The sequence below is a fragment of the Erythrobacter sp. A6_0 genome, from assembly GCF_017744235.1.
Lineage (GTDB): Bacteria > Pseudomonadota > Alphaproteobacteria > Sphingomonadales > Sphingomonadaceae > Qipengyuania.
The window spans coordinates 310415-326973 of record NZ_JAGHQR010000002.1 but is presented as its reverse complement, the minus strand read 5'-3'; the positions used below and the strand labels follow the sequence as shown (position 1 = coordinate 326973).

The following is a 16559-nucleotide window of genomic DNA, read 5'->3' as shown; positions in this document are numbered from 1 at the left end:
AAAGGTAGCCGCCCATGAATCTCGAAAAGTTCACCGACCGCGCCAAGGGCTTCCTCCAGGCCGCGCAGACCGTTGCGATTCGCATGAACCACCAGCGCATCAGCCCCGCGCATCTCCTAAAGGCGATGATCGAGGATAGCGAGGGCATGGCGTCCGGCCTGATCGCACGTGCGGGAGGCCAGCCGCGCATGGTGGAAGACGAGTTGGACGCGACGCTGGCAAAGACTCCGGCGGTTACGGGCGGCGGCGCGCAGGCGACGCCGGGGCTGGATAACGATGCGGTGCGCGTGCTCGACCAGGCCGAACAGATCGCGCAGAAATCGGGCGATTCCTATGTGACGGTGGAGCGGCTGCTGGTCGCGCTGGCGCTCGCCACCACGACCTCGGCGGGGCAGGCGCTGAAGGCCGGGCAGGTCGATCCGGCCAAGCTGGAGGCTGCGATCACCGAATTGCGCGGTGGGCGCCGGGCGGACAGCGCCAACGCCGAACAGGCCTATGACGCGATGGAGAAATACGCCCGCGATCTGACGCAGGCGGCGCGCGACGGCAAGCTCGACCCTGTGATTGGCCGTGACGAGGAAATCCGTCGCACCGTCCAGATCCTTGCGCGGCGCACCAAGAACAATCCCGCTCTTATCGGCGAGCCCGGCACGGGTAAGACCGCGATCGCGGAAGGTCTGGCCCTGCGGATCGCCAATGGCGACGTGCCGGATAGCTTGAAGAACCGTACGCTGATGTCGCTCGATCTGGGCGCGCTGATCGCAGGCGCGAAATATCGCGGCGAGTTCGAAGAGCGGCTGAAGGCGGTGCTCGACGAGGTGAAGGGCGCGGACGGGCAGATCATTCTCTTCATCGACGAAATGCACACGCTGATCGGGGCGGGCGCATCCGAAGGCTCGATGGATGCGGGCAATCTGTTGAAGCCGGCGCTCAGCCGCGGCGAGTTGCATTGCATCGGCGCCACCACGCTCGACGAATATCAGAAATATGTCGAGAAGGATCCCGCGCTCCAGCGGCGGTTCCAGCCCGTCTATATCGAGGAGCCGAGTGTCGAGGATACGATTTCGATCCTGCGCGGCATCAAGGAGAAATACGAGCTTCATCACGGCGTGCGCATCACCGATGGTGCGATCGTGGCGGCGGCGCAGCTTTCGAACCGCTACATCCAGAACCGCTTCCTGCCCGATAAGGCGATCGACCTGATGGACGAGGCGGCGTCGCGCATCCGTATGGAAGTGGAATCGAAGCCCGAAGAGATCGAAGGTCTCGACCGGCGGATCATCCAGCTGAAGATCGAGGAGCAGGCGCTCCAGAAAGAGAGCGACACAGCGTCCCGCGATCGGCTGGACGCGCTACGAAAAGAGTTGTCCGAGCTCGAACAGCAGTCGAGCGAATTGACGACGCGCTGGCAGAACGAGCGCGACAAGATCCATGCAGAAGCGCGGATCAAGGAAGAGCTGGATGCGGCGCGGCTGGAGCTGGAACAGGCGCAGCGCGCGGGCGATCTCGCGAAGGCGGGCGAGCTGTCTTACGGGCGTATTCCCGAGCTTGAAAAGAAGCTCGACGAAGCATCCGGCCAGGCCGAGAACGCGCTTCTCAGGGAAGAAGTGACCGAGGACGACATCGCGGGCGTCGTCAGCCGCTGGACGGGTATTCCGATGGACCGGATGCTCGAAGGCGAGCGCGAGAAGTTGCTCCAGATGGAAGAGATTCTCGGCAAGCGGGTGATCGGCCAATCGCAGGCGATCGATGCGGTGTCGAAAGCGGTGCGCCGTGCGCGCGCGGGCTTGCAGGATCCCAATCGGCCGCTCGGCTCGTTCCTGTTTCTCGGCCCCACCGGCGTCGGCAAGACCGAGCTGACCAAGGCGCTCGCCCGATTCCTGTTCGACGACGACCAGGCGATGGTGCGCATCGACATGAGCGAGTTCATGGAAAAGCACGCCGTTGCCCGCCTGATCGGCGCGCCTCCGGGCTATGTCGGCTACGAAGAAGGTGGCGTGCTGACCGAAGCGGTCCGTCGGCGTCCCTATCAGGTGGTGCTTTTCGACGAGGTCGAAAAGGCGCATTCCGACGTCTTCAACGTGCTGTTGCAGGTGCTAGACGACGGACGCCTCACGGACGGGCAGGGCCGGGTGGTCGATTTCTCGAACACGCTGATCATCCTGACATCGAACCTCGGGAGCCAGTTCCTCGCCCAGATGACCGACGACCAGCAGGTCGAGGATGTCGAACCGCAGGTCATGAACGTGGTGCGCGGCCATTTCCGCCCCGAATTCCTCAACCGGCTGGACGAGATCATCCTGTTCCACCGTCTCGGTCAGGATCACATGGCCCCGATCGTCGAAATCCAGGTCGCGCGAGTCCAGAAGCTCCTGAAGGATCGCAAGATCGCGCTCGACCTGACCGAAGCGGCGAAGCGCTGGCTGGGGAGGGTCGGTTACGACCCGGTCTATGGTGCGCGACCGTTGAAACGTGCGGTGCAGCGCTATGTGCAGGACCCGCTCGCCGACAAGATGCTGCGCGGTGAAGTGCCCGATGGCAGCTCGGTAAGGATCGACGAAGGCGACGGGGCGCTGGAGATGGCGGTGGAGTAAAACGCCTGACGTTCCGACCATCACGCCCTCGACTGCGTAAGCAATAACGAAAAAGGGCCCCGGTCTCCCGGGGCCCTTTTGGTTTTGAGCGGATCTCTCCGGCTGACTTAGAAGTCGGCGGTGATCCCGGCATAGAAGTACCGACCGGTATTGCTGAAGATACCCGATCCAGCGCCTGCGCCCGTCAGGCCGAAGGGCGGGAGTTCGTCGGTCAGGTTGTCGACACCGGCGTAGAAGGTGAACTCTTCATTCACGTCGTAACCGAAGCGAATGTCGTGGAACGCCTTGACCGGATACTTGCGCTCAGCCGTGAAGTCCGGATTGGCCGGGGGTGCAGTCACCAATTCGCCGACCGTACAGCTGGTGGTGGTGCGCGGTATTACGCCGCCACCGGCACCGTCCGAAATACATTCCGTGGTGTACGGGATGTAGTTTTCGGCAGCTCCGATGTACTGCGAGTCGATCCAGCGCCAGCTATAGCTGAACGAGATCGGTCCGGTCTGATACGACGCGTTGAAGTTGAACTGCCACTCCGGATCGCCGAGTTCGCCTTTGACGATATTCGGCAGATCGGGATTGTCGACGTCGAGGAAGTTCGTCCGGTCGATGACGTGGGTGGCCAAGACGCGGAAGCTGATCCGATCGTCGTTGTCGAACGTCTTCGTGTACCGAACGTCGAAGTCGATGCCTTCGGCGGTCAGGTTCGCGTAGTTGATCGGCGCGATGTTGATCGCATTGGTGTTCGCAAGCGAGCCATCGGGCAGACGCGGAGCGATAAGCGGGCAGAACCGGTTGTCCAGCGACGGCGCATCGAAACAGTTGGTCAGGATCTGCTGACCGCTGATGTTCGCGATGACGCTTTCCACCTCGATATTGTAGTAATCGACCGAGGCGGTGAACCCGGGAAGGAAGTCCGGCTGGAAGATCGCACCGATGGTGTAGCTGTCCGACTTTTCCGCTTCGAGCAGATCGTTACCGCCCTGGAGCACGGAACGGTTGCCCGTCACCGGATCCTGGAACCCGACCGGAACACCGGCGGCGCGGCAGTTAGCTTCGCGGGTGGCGGTGCCGTTCTGGATGTTGTCGGCGTCGCAGGGATCGTTCAGGAATAGAAAGTTTTCCGTCGGCGGCGAGAACAAATTGCTCAGAGTCGGCGAACGAACCGCTCGCGAATAGTTCGCGCGCAGACGCAGCGAGTCGACCGGCTCCCAGACGAGGTTGCCGTTATAGGCCCAGACACCACCGGTGTTGCCGGCACCCGAATTGTAGTCCGAGTAACGAGCGGCTGCGGAAACGGTCAGTTCGTTGAAGAACGGAACGTTGGCAAGCAGCGGCAGGCTGAGTTCGCCGAACACTTCGAACACTTCGAGTGCCGGAGGATCGAACACCTGGAACGCGTTGAAGAACGTCGCCCCGCTCGCCGACAGTTCGTCGGGCTCGGAGAAGGCTTCTTCACGGCGCCATTCGGTGCCGAGAACCGCGCCGATTGGCCCGCCGGGAAGTTCGAAGAACGAAGAGCTGTCCGAGCTGATATAGGCGAGCGCGTTGTACTGTTCCGCACGCTCACTCAGCCCAGCGTCGACAAGAATGTAATCGAGCGCGGCCTGGCTCGGAGCACCGGCACCGAGGACATTGAGCGGCGAACAGGCCGGATCGTCATTGCTGGGATCGGCGTCCGCATTGATACGGCAGACAATCTGGCCCGACGGGGCACGCACGGCGTCGAGAGCATTACGGGTGTTCTGGTAGATGATCTGGTTCTGAGCGAGGAGCTCGCTTTCGAACCGACCGTAATTGAACGAAACATCGTACCGCGTGTTGGCCGCGATATCGCCTTCGACACCGGCAACCACACGATAGGTTTCGCGCACGACGCTGTCATTGCGGGTGCCGAAATCGCTGTTGTTGCGATTGATGAAGAAGCCTTGCGATGCCGCTGTCAAACCACCTGCACCGAATGCCCGGAGCAGTTCACCCTGAACGTTGTTCCGGATCACCGCCGCATCGGCCGGGTTCAGATACGGATTGTCGAAGCGGATGAAGAAGGGCGGGGAGGTCAGGCCGTTCGTACAGCTGGGATCGAGGCCCGACAGGCCGTTCAGGCCGCCACAGAAGCTGTTGAAGAAGGTCGGCGTACCCTGGCCGAGGGCTTCGATGCGAGCATATTTCGCTTCGAGGTAGGGGCGGAACGCATCGCTGACATCGAAATGGGTGAGCAGATTGATGTTGTAGCGTTCGATGTCGGGAATAAGCGAACCGTCCGAGAGAGTGGAACCGGTCCCGCCTTGCGTGAAGCTACCGAAAATCGGGCCATTGGTCTCGTAGAAGAGACGGCCGTCTTGACCGAAGCGATACCGTCCGAAGGAATTGCCGGTCGGGCAGCTGGTGGGCTGACGAGCTTCGAAGCCGCGACGACAGAACGAAGCGACCGTACCGCCTTCGGAGATGAAGTCATACACCAGACGATCAGCGAGGATCGTGTCGGGGTTGCCGTCCGAATTGGTCAGTTCGGTGTCGCTATCGACCGTGATGAAGGACCGGAAACCCCGTCCGAAGCCCGAAATTTCGGGACGCTGCGAATTCAGGACGCTTTCGATCTTGCTGTATTCGCCGACGAGGGCGATGTTGCCGCGACCGTCCGCGAAATTGCGACCGAAGGCGAGGCTGGTGGAATACCGGCCATTGTCGCCACGCTCGGAAATGCCGGCCTGAGCGTTCAGTTCAAGGCCTTCGAAGTCGCGCTTGAGAATGAAGTTCACCACCCCGGCGATGGCGTCCGAACCGTACACGGCCGAAGAGCCACCCGTGATGATGTCGGTCCGCTCGAGCAGTTCGAAGGGAATGGTGTTGACGTCGACCTGGAAGTCGCCCGCGCTCGACGTGACGTGGCGACGACCGTTGACGAGGACCAGCGTGCGGCTCGTTCCAAGGCCGCGAAGATCGAGGAAGTTCACACCGGTCGTGCCGATGAAGCGCTGCGAGTTCGACGAAGAGAACGTTGAACGCAGCGAGGGAAGGTCGTTCAGCGCGTCGCCGAGCGAGATGGCGCCATCGTCGAGGATTTCCGACGCCTCGACCGAGGTGACGGGAACCGGCGAGTCGAGGTTCGGCCGCGCGATACGCGTACCGGACACGATGATCAGACCGCTGCTCGTCGCGCCCGCACCGGCATCGGCTGACGGATCGCATTCGCCATCATTGTCCACATCGGCGCAATCCGGAGTGACGGTACCGTCGTCTTCGGCATTCTGGGCGAATGCAGGTGTGGAAAGGGCTAGTGCGGCAAAACTTGCGCCCGCGCAAAGAAGGGCGCGGCCTCGCGCGGTGGCGAAGGTGGTTTTCATCTGGATTATCCCCTACAAGAAGGTCGGTCTGCTCCGACCCGCCTGAGGACACAAGCATAGAGGCGAGAGGCAAGGCAAGCGCGGCGGTGATGAATGCTGCATGACCGGCATGATTGCACGGTATCAGTAACACAATTGCAACACCCTTGCGTGGCGCTTGCTGAAATACCGGATCGCTGCACAGGCTGATCCGTTGCCCAGCCCTCTATCGGACGGGGGGCGCGTTCATTCCACGCGCTTCCCCTTCACGCCGATCTGGCCAGCGATTCGAATGAAGAAGGATCCAAGCGAGGCCTTCTTAAGCACGATCTCGTCTCCCGGCCTGGGCATGCGAAGGCGCGAAGGAGCGCTGTCGATTTGCCAGACGCTTCCTTCCTCGATCTTGATCCGGTAGCCGTTGCGACCATAGCGGCTGACCCCGGTTATCGTCGATTCCAGCATGTCGATTTCATCGTCATTCCCGCTGCCGAAGATGTCGAGTTTGGGCAGGGTGAAGCCGAACAGGCCGCGCCGAGTCTGCTGGATCTCCTCGCGATCGACGAGACGCACCTCGCCGCTGTCACGCGCCTCGACGAGCGTAGCCGAAGCACGGTCGAAGCATGCGAGGCGCTCCGCCGGCACCGCTATCGAGCGACAGGCTTGCAGTTCTGCGAGCAAATCCTTCTCTCCAGTGCCATCTTGAGCTGAGGTCGGCGAGGCGAAAGCGAGGCTGGCGAATAGAAGCATCGCCGCGGCAGAACGTGTGCTGGCTCGCGAACGGATAAGAGGGGGTTCGGTGCTTTCGGCTGCGACGTTCATGGCGCGGGTCATTCGTAAATCTCCATCAGAGCTGTAACGCCTTAAATGCTTTTCCAAAATTCGACTATGCCTATCCCCGGCGACCTCGGAGAGGGGGTGCAGGCGGTGTCTCTCGAATGTCACACTCGAAAGCTTCCGCATCTGCGAAGGTGTGGGATGCATTGCCCGATACGAGCCCCTTATCATAGAGGGCCCCTATTCGGACACATGTCTGAATCCGTTTTCATGCGATCGGGACGCCCTCCGGCCTCCCGCATATGAGGGGATTGCAATGTCTTATCGCTTCACCAAGGCCTCTTTGCTGACCGGCACCATCATGGCGGGTGCCATGATGGCCGCTCCGCTGGCGGCTCAGACTACCGCCACCAACAACACCGATGACCTGACCGATCAGGAGCCCGCACTGCAGGCCGCTCCCGATGAAGCCGAAGGTCTGATCGTCGTCACCGGTTCGCGCATCGCACGCCGCAACGTCGAAACCGCAGCTCCGATCGCCGTCGTCAACGACGAGGAATTCAAGCTCTCGGGTACGGTCAACGTCGAGAACGTGATCAACACTCTGCCGCAGGTGGTTCCGGGCACGACGTCCTTCTCGAACAACCCCGGCAACGGTGCTGCTACGCTGAACCTGCGTGGTCTCGGATCGAACCGCACCCTGGTGCTGGTGAACGGCCGCCGTTACCTGTCTTACGACACCAACCAGATCGTCGACCTCAACACCATTCCGAGCTTCCTGCTCGATTCGGTTGACGTCGTGACCGGCGGTGCCTCGGCCGTTTATGGTTCCGACGCGCTTGCCGGTGTCGTCAACTTCCGCCTTCGCAAGGTCGATGGCGTGGAGCTTGGTGGCCAGTACAACCTCACTGAGCGTGGAGACGGCGCCCGTTACGAAGTGCATGGTGCCATCGGAACGAGCCTCGCTGACGGTCGCGGCAACGCGACGGTTTTTGCCGAGTACTACAACCGCAAGCCGATCTTCCAGGGCGATCGCGGTTTCTCCTCCGTCGCCCTCAACGGTGACAACAATGCGGGAACGCTGGTTGCCGGCGGTTCGTCGCTTCCGCCCGAAACCCGCCTGACCTATCAGGGTAACGCTCCGTCTGCCGCTCGTCTCGCGGCCGGCTTCGGCGCGAACAATCTCGGCATCTTCGGGACTCCGGGCCAGCTGCGTCCGTATGTGACGCCGCAGGATCTCTACAACTATGCGCCGGTGAACTACCTGCAGCTTCCGCAGGAACGGTACCTGATCGGTGGTTATGCTGATTTCGATGTCGGTGGTGGCAACACCTTCTACACCGAAGTCACCTTCGTGAATAACCGTGTTGCAGCCGAGCTGGCTGCGACGCCGATCCTAGTGAATGTCGGTCTTCCGCTCGACCGCATCGGTCAGTTCCTGACCGCGTCGCAGCTGGCCGCGTTCCGTGCTCTCGACGCTGCCGAAACCGGCACGCAGGCTGGTGACGGTGTGGTCAACGTTCAGGTTCGTCGTCGCCTCGAAGAGGTCGGCGGTCGTAATAATCTCGACGAGCGCAACGCCTTCCGCGTCCTCGGCGGGGTAACCGGTCCGATCACGGATTACCTGAACTACGACGTGTACTATCAGTTCGCTCGTACCCGCAACTTCCAGACCCAGCAGGGCAACGCTTCGACGTCGCGCTTCATCGACGGTCTGACGGGTAACCTCGGCACGTCGATCCCGATCAACATTTTCGGTGCCAACCAGCTGACCGACGCGCAGGTCAACGCCTTCGCCGTCCAGGCGCAGAACGGTGAAACGTCCACGCTTCAGGTTACCTCTGCGGTTATCTCGGGTACGTTCGGCGACTTCGCCATCGGCGCCAACTCGGCTCCGGTCGGCTTCGCTCTGGGTACCGAATACCGCAAGGTTTCGGCCGACTTCACGCCGGACCAGTTCCTGGCTTCGGGCGACGTTCAGGGCTTCAACGCCGGTCAGCCGACCTCGGGTAGCTACGATGTGAAGGAAGTGTTCGCCGAGCTGAACATTCCGATCGAATTCGGTTCGGCTCGTCTCGAGCTCACCGGCGCAGGTCGCTATTCCGACTACTCGCTGGAAGCCGTTGGTGACGTGTTCACCTACGCGGGCGGCGTCGAATTCCAACCGATCCCCGACGTGATCCTGCGTGGTCAGTATCAGCGCGCGATCCGCGCACCCAACATCGCCGAGCTCTTCCAGGGCGCAGCGGTGAACTTCCCGGGTGCTATCGATCCGTGTGCCGACCGTGCGAATGCGGGTAACGCCACGATCCGTCAGCTGTGCGTCAACAGCGGCGTTCCGGCGGGCAATCTGTTCCAGGGCGTGCCTTCGCTGGTGCAGCCCGACTCGCAGATCCAGACGAACTTCGGCGGTAACCCGAACCTGTCCGAAGAAACCTCGACCAGCTACACCTTCGGTGTCGTCCTGCAGCCGAGCTTCGTTCCGGGCCTGACGATCACGGCCGACTACTTCGACATCGAGATCGAAGATGCGATCACCACGATCTCGCTTCAGACCGCGTTCGACATCTGCTTCGATCAGGTTCAGAATCTGGCCTCGCCGCAGTGCTCGGGCTTCGTCGGTATCCGCGATGCCAATGGTGCCTTCACTCGTACCAACCCGCCGCTCCAGGGTGGTGCGAACATCGCGTCGCTCGGCGTTTCGGGTATCGATCTCGAGATCAACTACGGGCTCGACATTCCGTTCTCGGTCTTCACCGACACGGGTGAGCAGCGCCTCGATCTGTCCTTCCTCGGAACCTGGAATGAGAGCTCGTTCTTCCGTCCCGATGCCAGCAACCCGACCAACGAGTTCGAGTGCGCGGGCTTCTTCGGCGGAAACTGCGGTGAGCCGACGCCTGAGTTCAAGTGGACCAGCCGCGCTTCGTTCATCGACGGTCCGATCACGACCTCGCTGCGCTGGCGTCACCTCGACGGCGTGGAACAGGAAGGCAATCCGGCCGAATCGATCGACAGCTACGATCTGCTCGACCTCGCCTTCTCGTTCGCGGCAAGCGAGCGGTTCGTTCTCAACTTCGGTGTGAACAACCTTTTCGACACGCTGCCGACCACGCCGATCCTCGACGCTGGGCTCAACGTGACGAACGACGTCAACTCGCTGCTCCTCGGTTTCGAACAGGAACAGGCGAACACCTATCCGAGCACCTTCGACGTGCTGGGTCGGGACTTCTTCATCTCGGCTTCCTACCGGTTCTAAGCCGCGGGCTGAGAAAGCAGAAAAAGAGGGGCGGCGGACTTCGGTCCGCCGCCCTTTTTTATGTCCTGAAAGTCAGTACAAACCGCTAAGTGAGGTTCGCCCGATCTCTTAGGTTAGGTCACCCTTTGGTCAGCACCACAAAACCGGCGAAGGCGGTGCCCGTCTCGTCCTCGATCGTCTTGGATTCGACGAGTTCGATGCCGGTCGATGCGAAGCCATCCTCGATCGTCTGGCGATCGTCGGCCACGGCGCTGGCGCGGATCAGGGCCTTTATGCGGCCGATCTCGTTTCCTGCCTGCGCCTCGATCGCGTTCAGCGTGTCGAGTACGAATTGCCGCCCCGCACGCGCGCCCATCAGCAGAGTGCGTCGAACGGCCTCGGGGATTTCCCATGCGGGTGAACTCTCACCAAACTGCTCCAGCCCTTCCTGGGCCGTTTCGGTCGCATAGGGCAGGGCAGGCGAAAGGTCGGACCCAGTGCCGATCGACTGACGCGTCTTCGCCACAATCGCCTTTTCCTCTAACGCCCATTCGAGCTGGGCCCGCCGAGTGCGGTTATGCGCGACGATCGGCCCGTCCCCACGGTGCATCATCAGCCCGATCCCTCCGCCCGGCTTGAGCACTCGCGCGATCTCGGTCGCGACGCGGGCGGTGTCGCCATATTCGAACCCGAACTGGCTGGTCACCGCATCGAAGCTCGCAGCCTCGAATGGCAGCTCCTCCATCGGCACCCCGCCGCGCACTGTAACGCCCGGCGGGGCCGGGGGCAGGCTGGGTGCGAGATCGACCCCGTGGCATTCCAGATCGGCACGGTCCGCGCCGATCCAGGCCGGGACGCGGCCGTCGCCGGTCGCCAGATCGAGCAGTTTGGCATTTTTCGGGATCTGGGCTGCGAAGGCCTGCCAGGCCTTTTTCTGTGCCTGTTCGATGGCCTGCCAGCTATGCGGGAGGCAGCCGGATGATCCACCGCGCGCGTTCTGTTCCCAGAACATGTTCCACGCCGCCTGTTCGCTTGCCTGCGCCATATCGTTTTCCCCCATACGCCATTCTCGGTCCGCTCAGTTCTGCGGCCCCTGGTCGCGCGGCACGCCGTCGAAGGCGACCGTCATTCGTTCGGCTCTACCGAAGGTCGTGGTGCCATGAAAGAGATAGCTGGGAAACAGCGCCAGCCGGCCTGGTTCGGGCTGGATCGTCGCTATGGGGGGAAGGTCGAGGCGCATGTCGGGCGGCGGGCGGCCGAGTTCGAGCCAGCCGCTTTTATCTGGCCCATGCGCATCGTCCGGCACGACGAGATAGAGCGCGGACGAGATTACGCCTTCCGGGTGGATATGCGCGATGTGAAAATCGCCGCCTCCGGTCAGCCGAACCGACCAGGATCCGGCGAGAGCGAAACCGGCATCGCGATGGCGAAGGAGCGGATGTTCGGGATCCGCATCCGGCAGGCCCTGTCGATAGCGTTCGACCGCGCCTTCGATAGCTTGGCGCAGTTCCGCGAGAACCGGCTCGGTACGATCGAACAAGCGCCCCCGCGTCTGGGTGCCGCCTCTTAGCGATTGGCCGAGCGGGAGGGGAGAGCCTTGGTGCAGATCGCGCAGGACCGCGACGGCGCGTTCGATCAGATCGTCGGCCCCGCCAAGGGGGGGCGGTCGGATCGTTTCATCGGGACGATAGAGCCATTCCGCCCGCGGATCGTCCGAAAGGCGCCAGGCGAGGCCGCGCAGGGCCCACCCGCTGACGCTCCACGGAGTTTCCTCCTCGGCTCGGTCGAGCAGAGCGTGGGCGCGGCTGACATCGTGAAGGCGCAGAGCGTGCCGCGCTTCCTGCAGCCAGCGTTCGCTGGTCTCCAAATCCAGCGCGGCGAACAGCACCTCGGCCCGCCCATCGTCTCCGGCAGAGGCGGTGTAGCTCGCTTCGAGCAAAGCGAGCGACGGATCGTTGGGAAAGCGGCCACGCGCTTCCGTCGCGATGTCTGCGGCTTGCGTAAAGCGATCGTGGACCGCGAGCAGGTTTGCGTGCGCGACGGGAATGGCGGGATTGTCCGGCGCGCGGGCGGCGGCCTCCGCGTAGTGCTCGGCAAAATCGGAGCGTCCCTGCGCGAGGTTCAGCTGCGCCATCAGCCGCAGGCCGTCCATCCAGCCGGGGGCCTGTGCCAGGATCTGCTGGACGAGGTCGCGCGCACCCGCCATGTCTCCCGCCACGTCCAGTGCTTGCGCCTTTCCCAGCCAGAGATCGGGATCGCGCGGATTGGCGGCGAGAGCGCGATCGAAGCGGGCCACTGCATCGCCTTCTCCGCGCTCGATCGCGATGCGGGCCCTTCCGTGCAGGGCGCGGGGATGGTTCGGCTGCAAGGCGAGGCAGCGATCGTAGGATCGACCGGCCTGCGCCGCCATGCCCGCCGCGCGCTCCGCATTGGCGCGCACCGACCAATAACGCGCGATCCGCTCTCCCGAAGTTTCGAACGGATGCAGTATTTGCACCGCCTCGCGCGGTCTGCCGAGCGCCGTCAGGGCGATGGCACGATTGACGGCGAAATCGGTGTTATCGGGAGCGAGCGCGAGAGCGGCGGCGAACCTTGCCTCCGCCAGCTCGTATTCGCCGAGCCGCTGGGCCAGCGAACCGGCATCGTTGATAAGAGCGGCGTCGCGCGGATGGTCTGCGACGGCCTGCGCGATCACGGCGAGCGCCTCTGCCCGCTCGCCCCGTCGCTCCGCGGCTCCGGCCTGTTCGAGCCATTGCCGGGGGGATTTGCCGCTCACCTGTCGCGGAACCAGCCGCTGATCGCGATCCGGCCCTGCGGCGCGAAGGGGGGGACGAAACTGACCGCGTGATGCTGGGGCACGGCGAACAGGTTGAGCGTGTTGAAGCGCGGCATAAAGCCTTCGATCACGTCTCCATCGTCGTCGAAGAACAGCAGATAACCGCCCCAGTCGGGCCGCCATTCCAAGGCTGTCATGTTGAGCACATAGGCGATACGCCACCCTTCCTCGAGCTGCTGGTCCTGATGCAGGCCGAGGAAGTGTTGCGGGCCGAACAGAGTCGCCTGCCCATCCGCCTTCTTCAATTCTGGAATGCGCGTGACCTGACGCACCAGTTCGAGAAAGGGTTCGGTGTTGATATATTCGATCAGCACATCGTGCAGCCCGCCGGGATTCCACCCCTCCTGATAGGCCCTGACCATGGGATAGCGGGCGTAGCGGAAGGAGTAATGCCCCTTCGCCGCCGCTTCGTGAACCTCCTTGTTGAGCGCCTGAGCACGCTGGGCGTGCGCTTGCTGGCGCAGTTCCTCCACCCGGAAATCCTGCGGTTCGCCATCCGCCGCCTGCAACGCCATGCCCCACGGGGTGGTCTGGGCCAGAGCCGCGCGCAGGGCCTCCGCCGTCGGATCGGTCAGCACGTTGCGGATCTGAATCCGGCGGTTGCGGGCGAATTCTTCGGCGAGACCTGCCGTATCCAGCGCGCCGTTGACTTCGAAAATGTTGATCGCTTCGCTCATGGCGTGATGACTAGGGCGGGCTCCGCGCCAATTGCAAGCGCCGGGTGGCAGGAGCCCCCTCACGATAGGAAACCGGATCGGCAACTTGACGCTTACGTAAGCCTCCCATAACCCGGTCCTGAAAAGCAACGCGTTCCGAAACGCGACGAGGAGAGTGACCGATGCCCGAAGCCTATATCGTCGAAGCCGTCCGTACTGCCGGGGGCAAGCGCGGGGGGCGGCTCGCAGGGGTTCACCCGGTCGATCTCGCTGCAGTCACGCTGGATGCGGTGATGGAGCGGACGGGGCTGGAGGCCCAGGCGGTCGACGATGTCGTCATGGGCTGCGTCAGCCAGGGCGGTGAACAGGCCATGCAGGTCGGGCGCAATGCGGTGCTGGCGGCCAAGCGGCTGGGCGAAGGCGTGCCTGCCGTCACGATCGATCGCCAGTGCGGGTCTTCGCAACAGGCGATCCAGTTCGCCGCGCAGGCCGTGATGAGCGGAACGCAGGATGTCGTGATCGCGGCGGGCGTCGAAAGCATGAGCCGCGTGCCGATGGGATCGACCGCGATGCTGCATATGAAAGAGGGGCTGGGCCACTACAAATCGCCGGGTCTCGAAGACAAATATCCCGGCATCCAGTGGAGCCAATTCACCGGCGCGCAGACGATCGCGGACAAGCACGGGTTCTCGAAGGACCAGCTCGACGCCTTTGCTCTGGAAAGTCATCAGAAGGCGATCCGGGCCACCGAAAGCGGCGCGTTCGAAAAGGAAATCGTCGGCGTCGAGATCGAGACGCCGGAGGGCGAGGCCTGCCACTTGGTGGACGAGGGCATCCGTTTCGACGCCACGCTGGAAGGGATTGCGGGCGTCAAGCTGCTGAGCCCGGACGGCAAGATCACGGCGGCGAGCGCCAGCCAGATCTGCGACGGATCGAGCGCGGTCATGGTCGTGAGCGAACGGGCGCTTAAGGAATACGGCCTCACGCCGCTCGCGCGCATTCACAATCTGACGGTGACGGCGGGCGATCCGGTGATCATGCTGGAAGAACCGCTGTTCGCGACCGATCGCGCGCTGGAACGTGCCGGTTTGCGGATCGAGGATATCGACCTTTACGAGGTCAACGAAGCCTTCGCCCCCGTGCCGCTCGCCTGGCTGAAGCATACCGGCGCGGACCCGGACAAGCTCAACGTCCACGGCGGCGCGATCGCGCTCGGCCATCCGCTGGGCGCGTCGGGCACCAAGCTGATGGCGACGCTGGTCCACGCGCTGCACCGCCACGGCAAGAAATACGGGCTCCAGACGATGTGCGAAGGCGGCGGTGTCGCCAATGTCACCATCGTCGAGGCGCTCTGACCCCGTTACACCCGAATTTTTCGAGAGATAGAGAGGACTACCCCATGGAAATCAGCAGCAACACTCCCGCCGTCGTCACCGGTGGCGCGTCCGGCCTCGGCGAAGCGACGGCGCGCGCCATCGCGGCGAAGGGCGCCAAGGTCGCGATCTTCGACATGAACGAGGAAAAGGGCGAAGCGGTCGCGAAGGATATCGGCGGCATCTTCTGCAAGGTGAACGTCACCAGCGACGAGGATGTCGATGCCGGTTTCGCCAAGGCGCGCGAGGCCCACGGGCAGGAGCGTATCCTGGTCAATTGCGCAGGGATCGGCAATGCGATCAAGACCGCCAGCCGATCGAAGGAAGACGGTAGCATCAAGCATTTCCCGCTCTCCGCCTTCGATTTCGTGATCCAGGTGAATCTGATCGGCACCTTCCGCTGCATCGCCAAGTCGGCGGCGGGCATGCTGACATTGGACCCGCTGAGCGAGGACGGAGATCGCGGTGCGATCGTCAACACCGCGTCTGTCGCGGGTGAAGACGGGCAGATGGGCCAGGCCGCCTATGCCGCGTCGAAGGGCGGTGTGATCGGCATGACCTTGCCCATCGCACGTGACCTGATGAGCGAGGGTATCCGCGTGAACACGATCCTGCCGGGTATTTTCAACACCCCGCTGATGAACGCCGCGCCGCCGCAGGTGAAGGAGGCGCTGGCCGCCAGCGTCCCGTTCCCCAAGCGTCTGGGCAATCCCGAGGAATACGCCAAGCTTGCACTGACCATGCTCGAATGCGGCTATTTCAACGGCGAGGACGTGCGCCTCGACGGCGCGATCCGCATGGCGCCGCGTTGATGCGACCATCCCCGCCGGACACGGTCCGGCGGGGAGACACTCTCTGAAGGACCGGACGATGACAGACTACACCCAGATCAAGCTCGATATCGCCGACGGGATCGCGACGCTGACGCTGCATCGCCCGGACAAGATGAATGCCTTCACCCGCACGATGATGGACGAGATGATCGATGCCATCGACGTGACGGACGCGGACGACAGCGTGCGCGCCGTGATCGTCACCGGCCATGGCGATCGGGCGTTCTGCGCGGGCGCGGACCTGACGCCCGAAGGCAGCAGCGGCAATATCTTCGCGCGCCACGATCCGGTCGAGGACCTGTCCGACGAGCGAGTGCGCGACGGGGGCGGGCGGGTGGTGCTGCGCCTGTTCAATTCGCAAAAACCCCTGATCGGCGCCTGCAACGGCGTGGCGGTGGGCGTCGGCGCGACGATGCAATTGCCGTTCGACATCCGGCTGGCGAGCGAGACCGCGCGCTTCGGCTTCGTATTCTCCCGGCGCGGGATCACGCCCGAAGCCTGTTCCAGCTGGTTCCTGCCGCGCCTCGTGGGGATGCAGACCGCGCTCGAATGGTGCATGACCGGGCGCATATTCTCCGCTCAGGATGCGCTGGACCAGGGGCTCGTCCGTTCTCTCCACGCCCCCGAAGACCTGATGCCTGCCGCCATCGAACTGGCGCGCGAGATCGCGGACAACACCTCCGCCGTCTCGGTCGCGATGACCCGCGCGATGTTGTGGCGCCTGTCGTCCACCGAACACCCGATGATGGCGCACCGGATCGACAGCCGCTCGATCTACCGCCTCGGCAAGAGCGCGGATTCGAAGGAAGGGGTCGCCAGCTTCCTCGAAAAGCGTCCGCCCGACTATCCCGATACGGTCAGCGCGGACATGCCCGATTTCTATCCGTGGTGGGACGAGCCGGAATATAGATAGTTGCGATTGCGACGGCCTTGCG

The 16559-nt window shown here is 63.2% G+C and carries 10 protein-coding genes; 5 read left to right on the top strand and 5 right to left on the bottom strand.

All coding sequences use genetic code 11. The annotated features are described in order from the left end of the window. Nucleotides 1-14 precede the first annotated feature (14 nt). Complete coding sequence (gene clpB, locus J7347_RS07295) at nt 15-2594, top strand: ATP-dependent chaperone ClpB (RefSeq protein WP_209161504.1); 2580 nt, start codon at nt 15-17, stop codon at nt 2592-2594. Between the two features lie 107 nt (nt 2595-2701). Here clpB and J7347_RS07290 read toward each other — a convergent pair whose 3' ends face one another. Next, the gene (locus J7347_RS07290) at nt 2702-5938 is read right to left on the bottom strand and encodes a TonB-dependent receptor (protein ID WP_067679908.1); all 3237 of its coding nucleotides are present in this window, start codon (nt 5936-5938) and stop codon (nt 2702-2704) included. Between the two features lie 225 nt (nt 5939-6163). Further along, nucleotides 6164-6898, bottom strand: a complete 735-nt coding sequence (locus J7347_RS07285) for a hypothetical protein (protein ID WP_209161503.1) — start codon at nt 6896-6898, stop codon at nt 6164-6166. A 109-nt stretch (nt 6899-7007) separates the two neighbouring features. Between J7347_RS07285 and J7347_RS07280 the strand changes: the two genes are divergently transcribed. Continuing rightward, the gene (locus tag J7347_RS07280; protein WP_209161502.1) at nt 7008-9947 is read left to right on the top strand and encodes a TonB-dependent receptor; all 2940 of its coding nucleotides are present in this window, start codon (nt 7008-7010) and stop codon (nt 9945-9947) included. A 118-nt stretch (nt 9948-10065) separates the two neighbouring features. On the opposite strand, the gene J7347_RS07275 is transcribed toward J7347_RS07280, so the two are convergent. The 3 genes from J7347_RS07275 to J7347_RS07265 are packed head-to-tail and all read right to left on the bottom strand — an operon-like array spanning nt 10066 to nt 13439. Next, nucleotides 10066-10971 carry a class I SAM-dependent methyltransferase gene (locus J7347_RS07275; RefSeq protein WP_209161501.1) on the bottom strand — a complete coding sequence of 302 codons (906 nt, stop codon included), beginning with the start codon at nt 10969-10971 and terminating at the stop codon, nt 10066-10068. A gap of 33 nt (nt 10972-11004) precedes the next feature. Then, nucleotides 11005-12702, bottom strand: a complete 1698-nt coding sequence (locus tag J7347_RS07270) for a tetratricopeptide repeat protein (RefSeq protein ID WP_209161500.1) — start codon at nt 12700-12702, stop codon at nt 11005-11007. Then, complete coding sequence (locus tag J7347_RS07265) at nt 12699-13439, bottom strand: 2OG-Fe(II) oxygenase family protein (RefSeq protein WP_209161499.1); 741 nt, start codon at nt 13437-13439, stop codon at nt 12699-12701. The genes J7347_RS07270 and J7347_RS07265 overlap by 4 nt, the downstream gene beginning before the upstream one ends. 161 nt (nt 13440-13600) lie before the next feature. Here J7347_RS07265 and J7347_RS07260 point away from each other — a divergent pair, with 161 nt between their 5' ends. Genes J7347_RS07260 through J7347_RS07250 form a run of 3 tightly spaced genes read left to right on the top strand, consistent with a single transcriptional unit; the run spans nt 13601 to nt 16537 of the window. Further along, nucleotides 13601-14773 (top strand): acetyl-CoA C-acetyltransferase, encoded by a 1173-nt coding sequence (locus tag J7347_RS07260; protein WP_209161498.1) that lies wholly within the window; start codon nt 13601-13603, stop codon nt 14771-14773. 44 nt (nt 14774-14817) lie between these two features. Continuing rightward, on the top strand, nt 14818-15603 hold the full coding sequence (locus J7347_RS07255) for an SDR family NAD(P)-dependent oxidoreductase (protein ID WP_067679925.1): 786 nt from the start codon (nt 14818-14820) through the stop codon (nt 15601-15603). Nucleotides 15604-15661: 58 nt separating this feature from the next. After that, nucleotides 15662-16537: a crotonase/enoyl-CoA hydratase family protein gene (locus J7347_RS07250; RefSeq protein WP_209161497.1), complete on the top strand. Its 876-nt coding sequence runs from the start codon at nt 15662-15664 to the stop codon at nt 16535-16537. Nucleotides 16538-16559 lie beyond the last annotated feature (22 nt).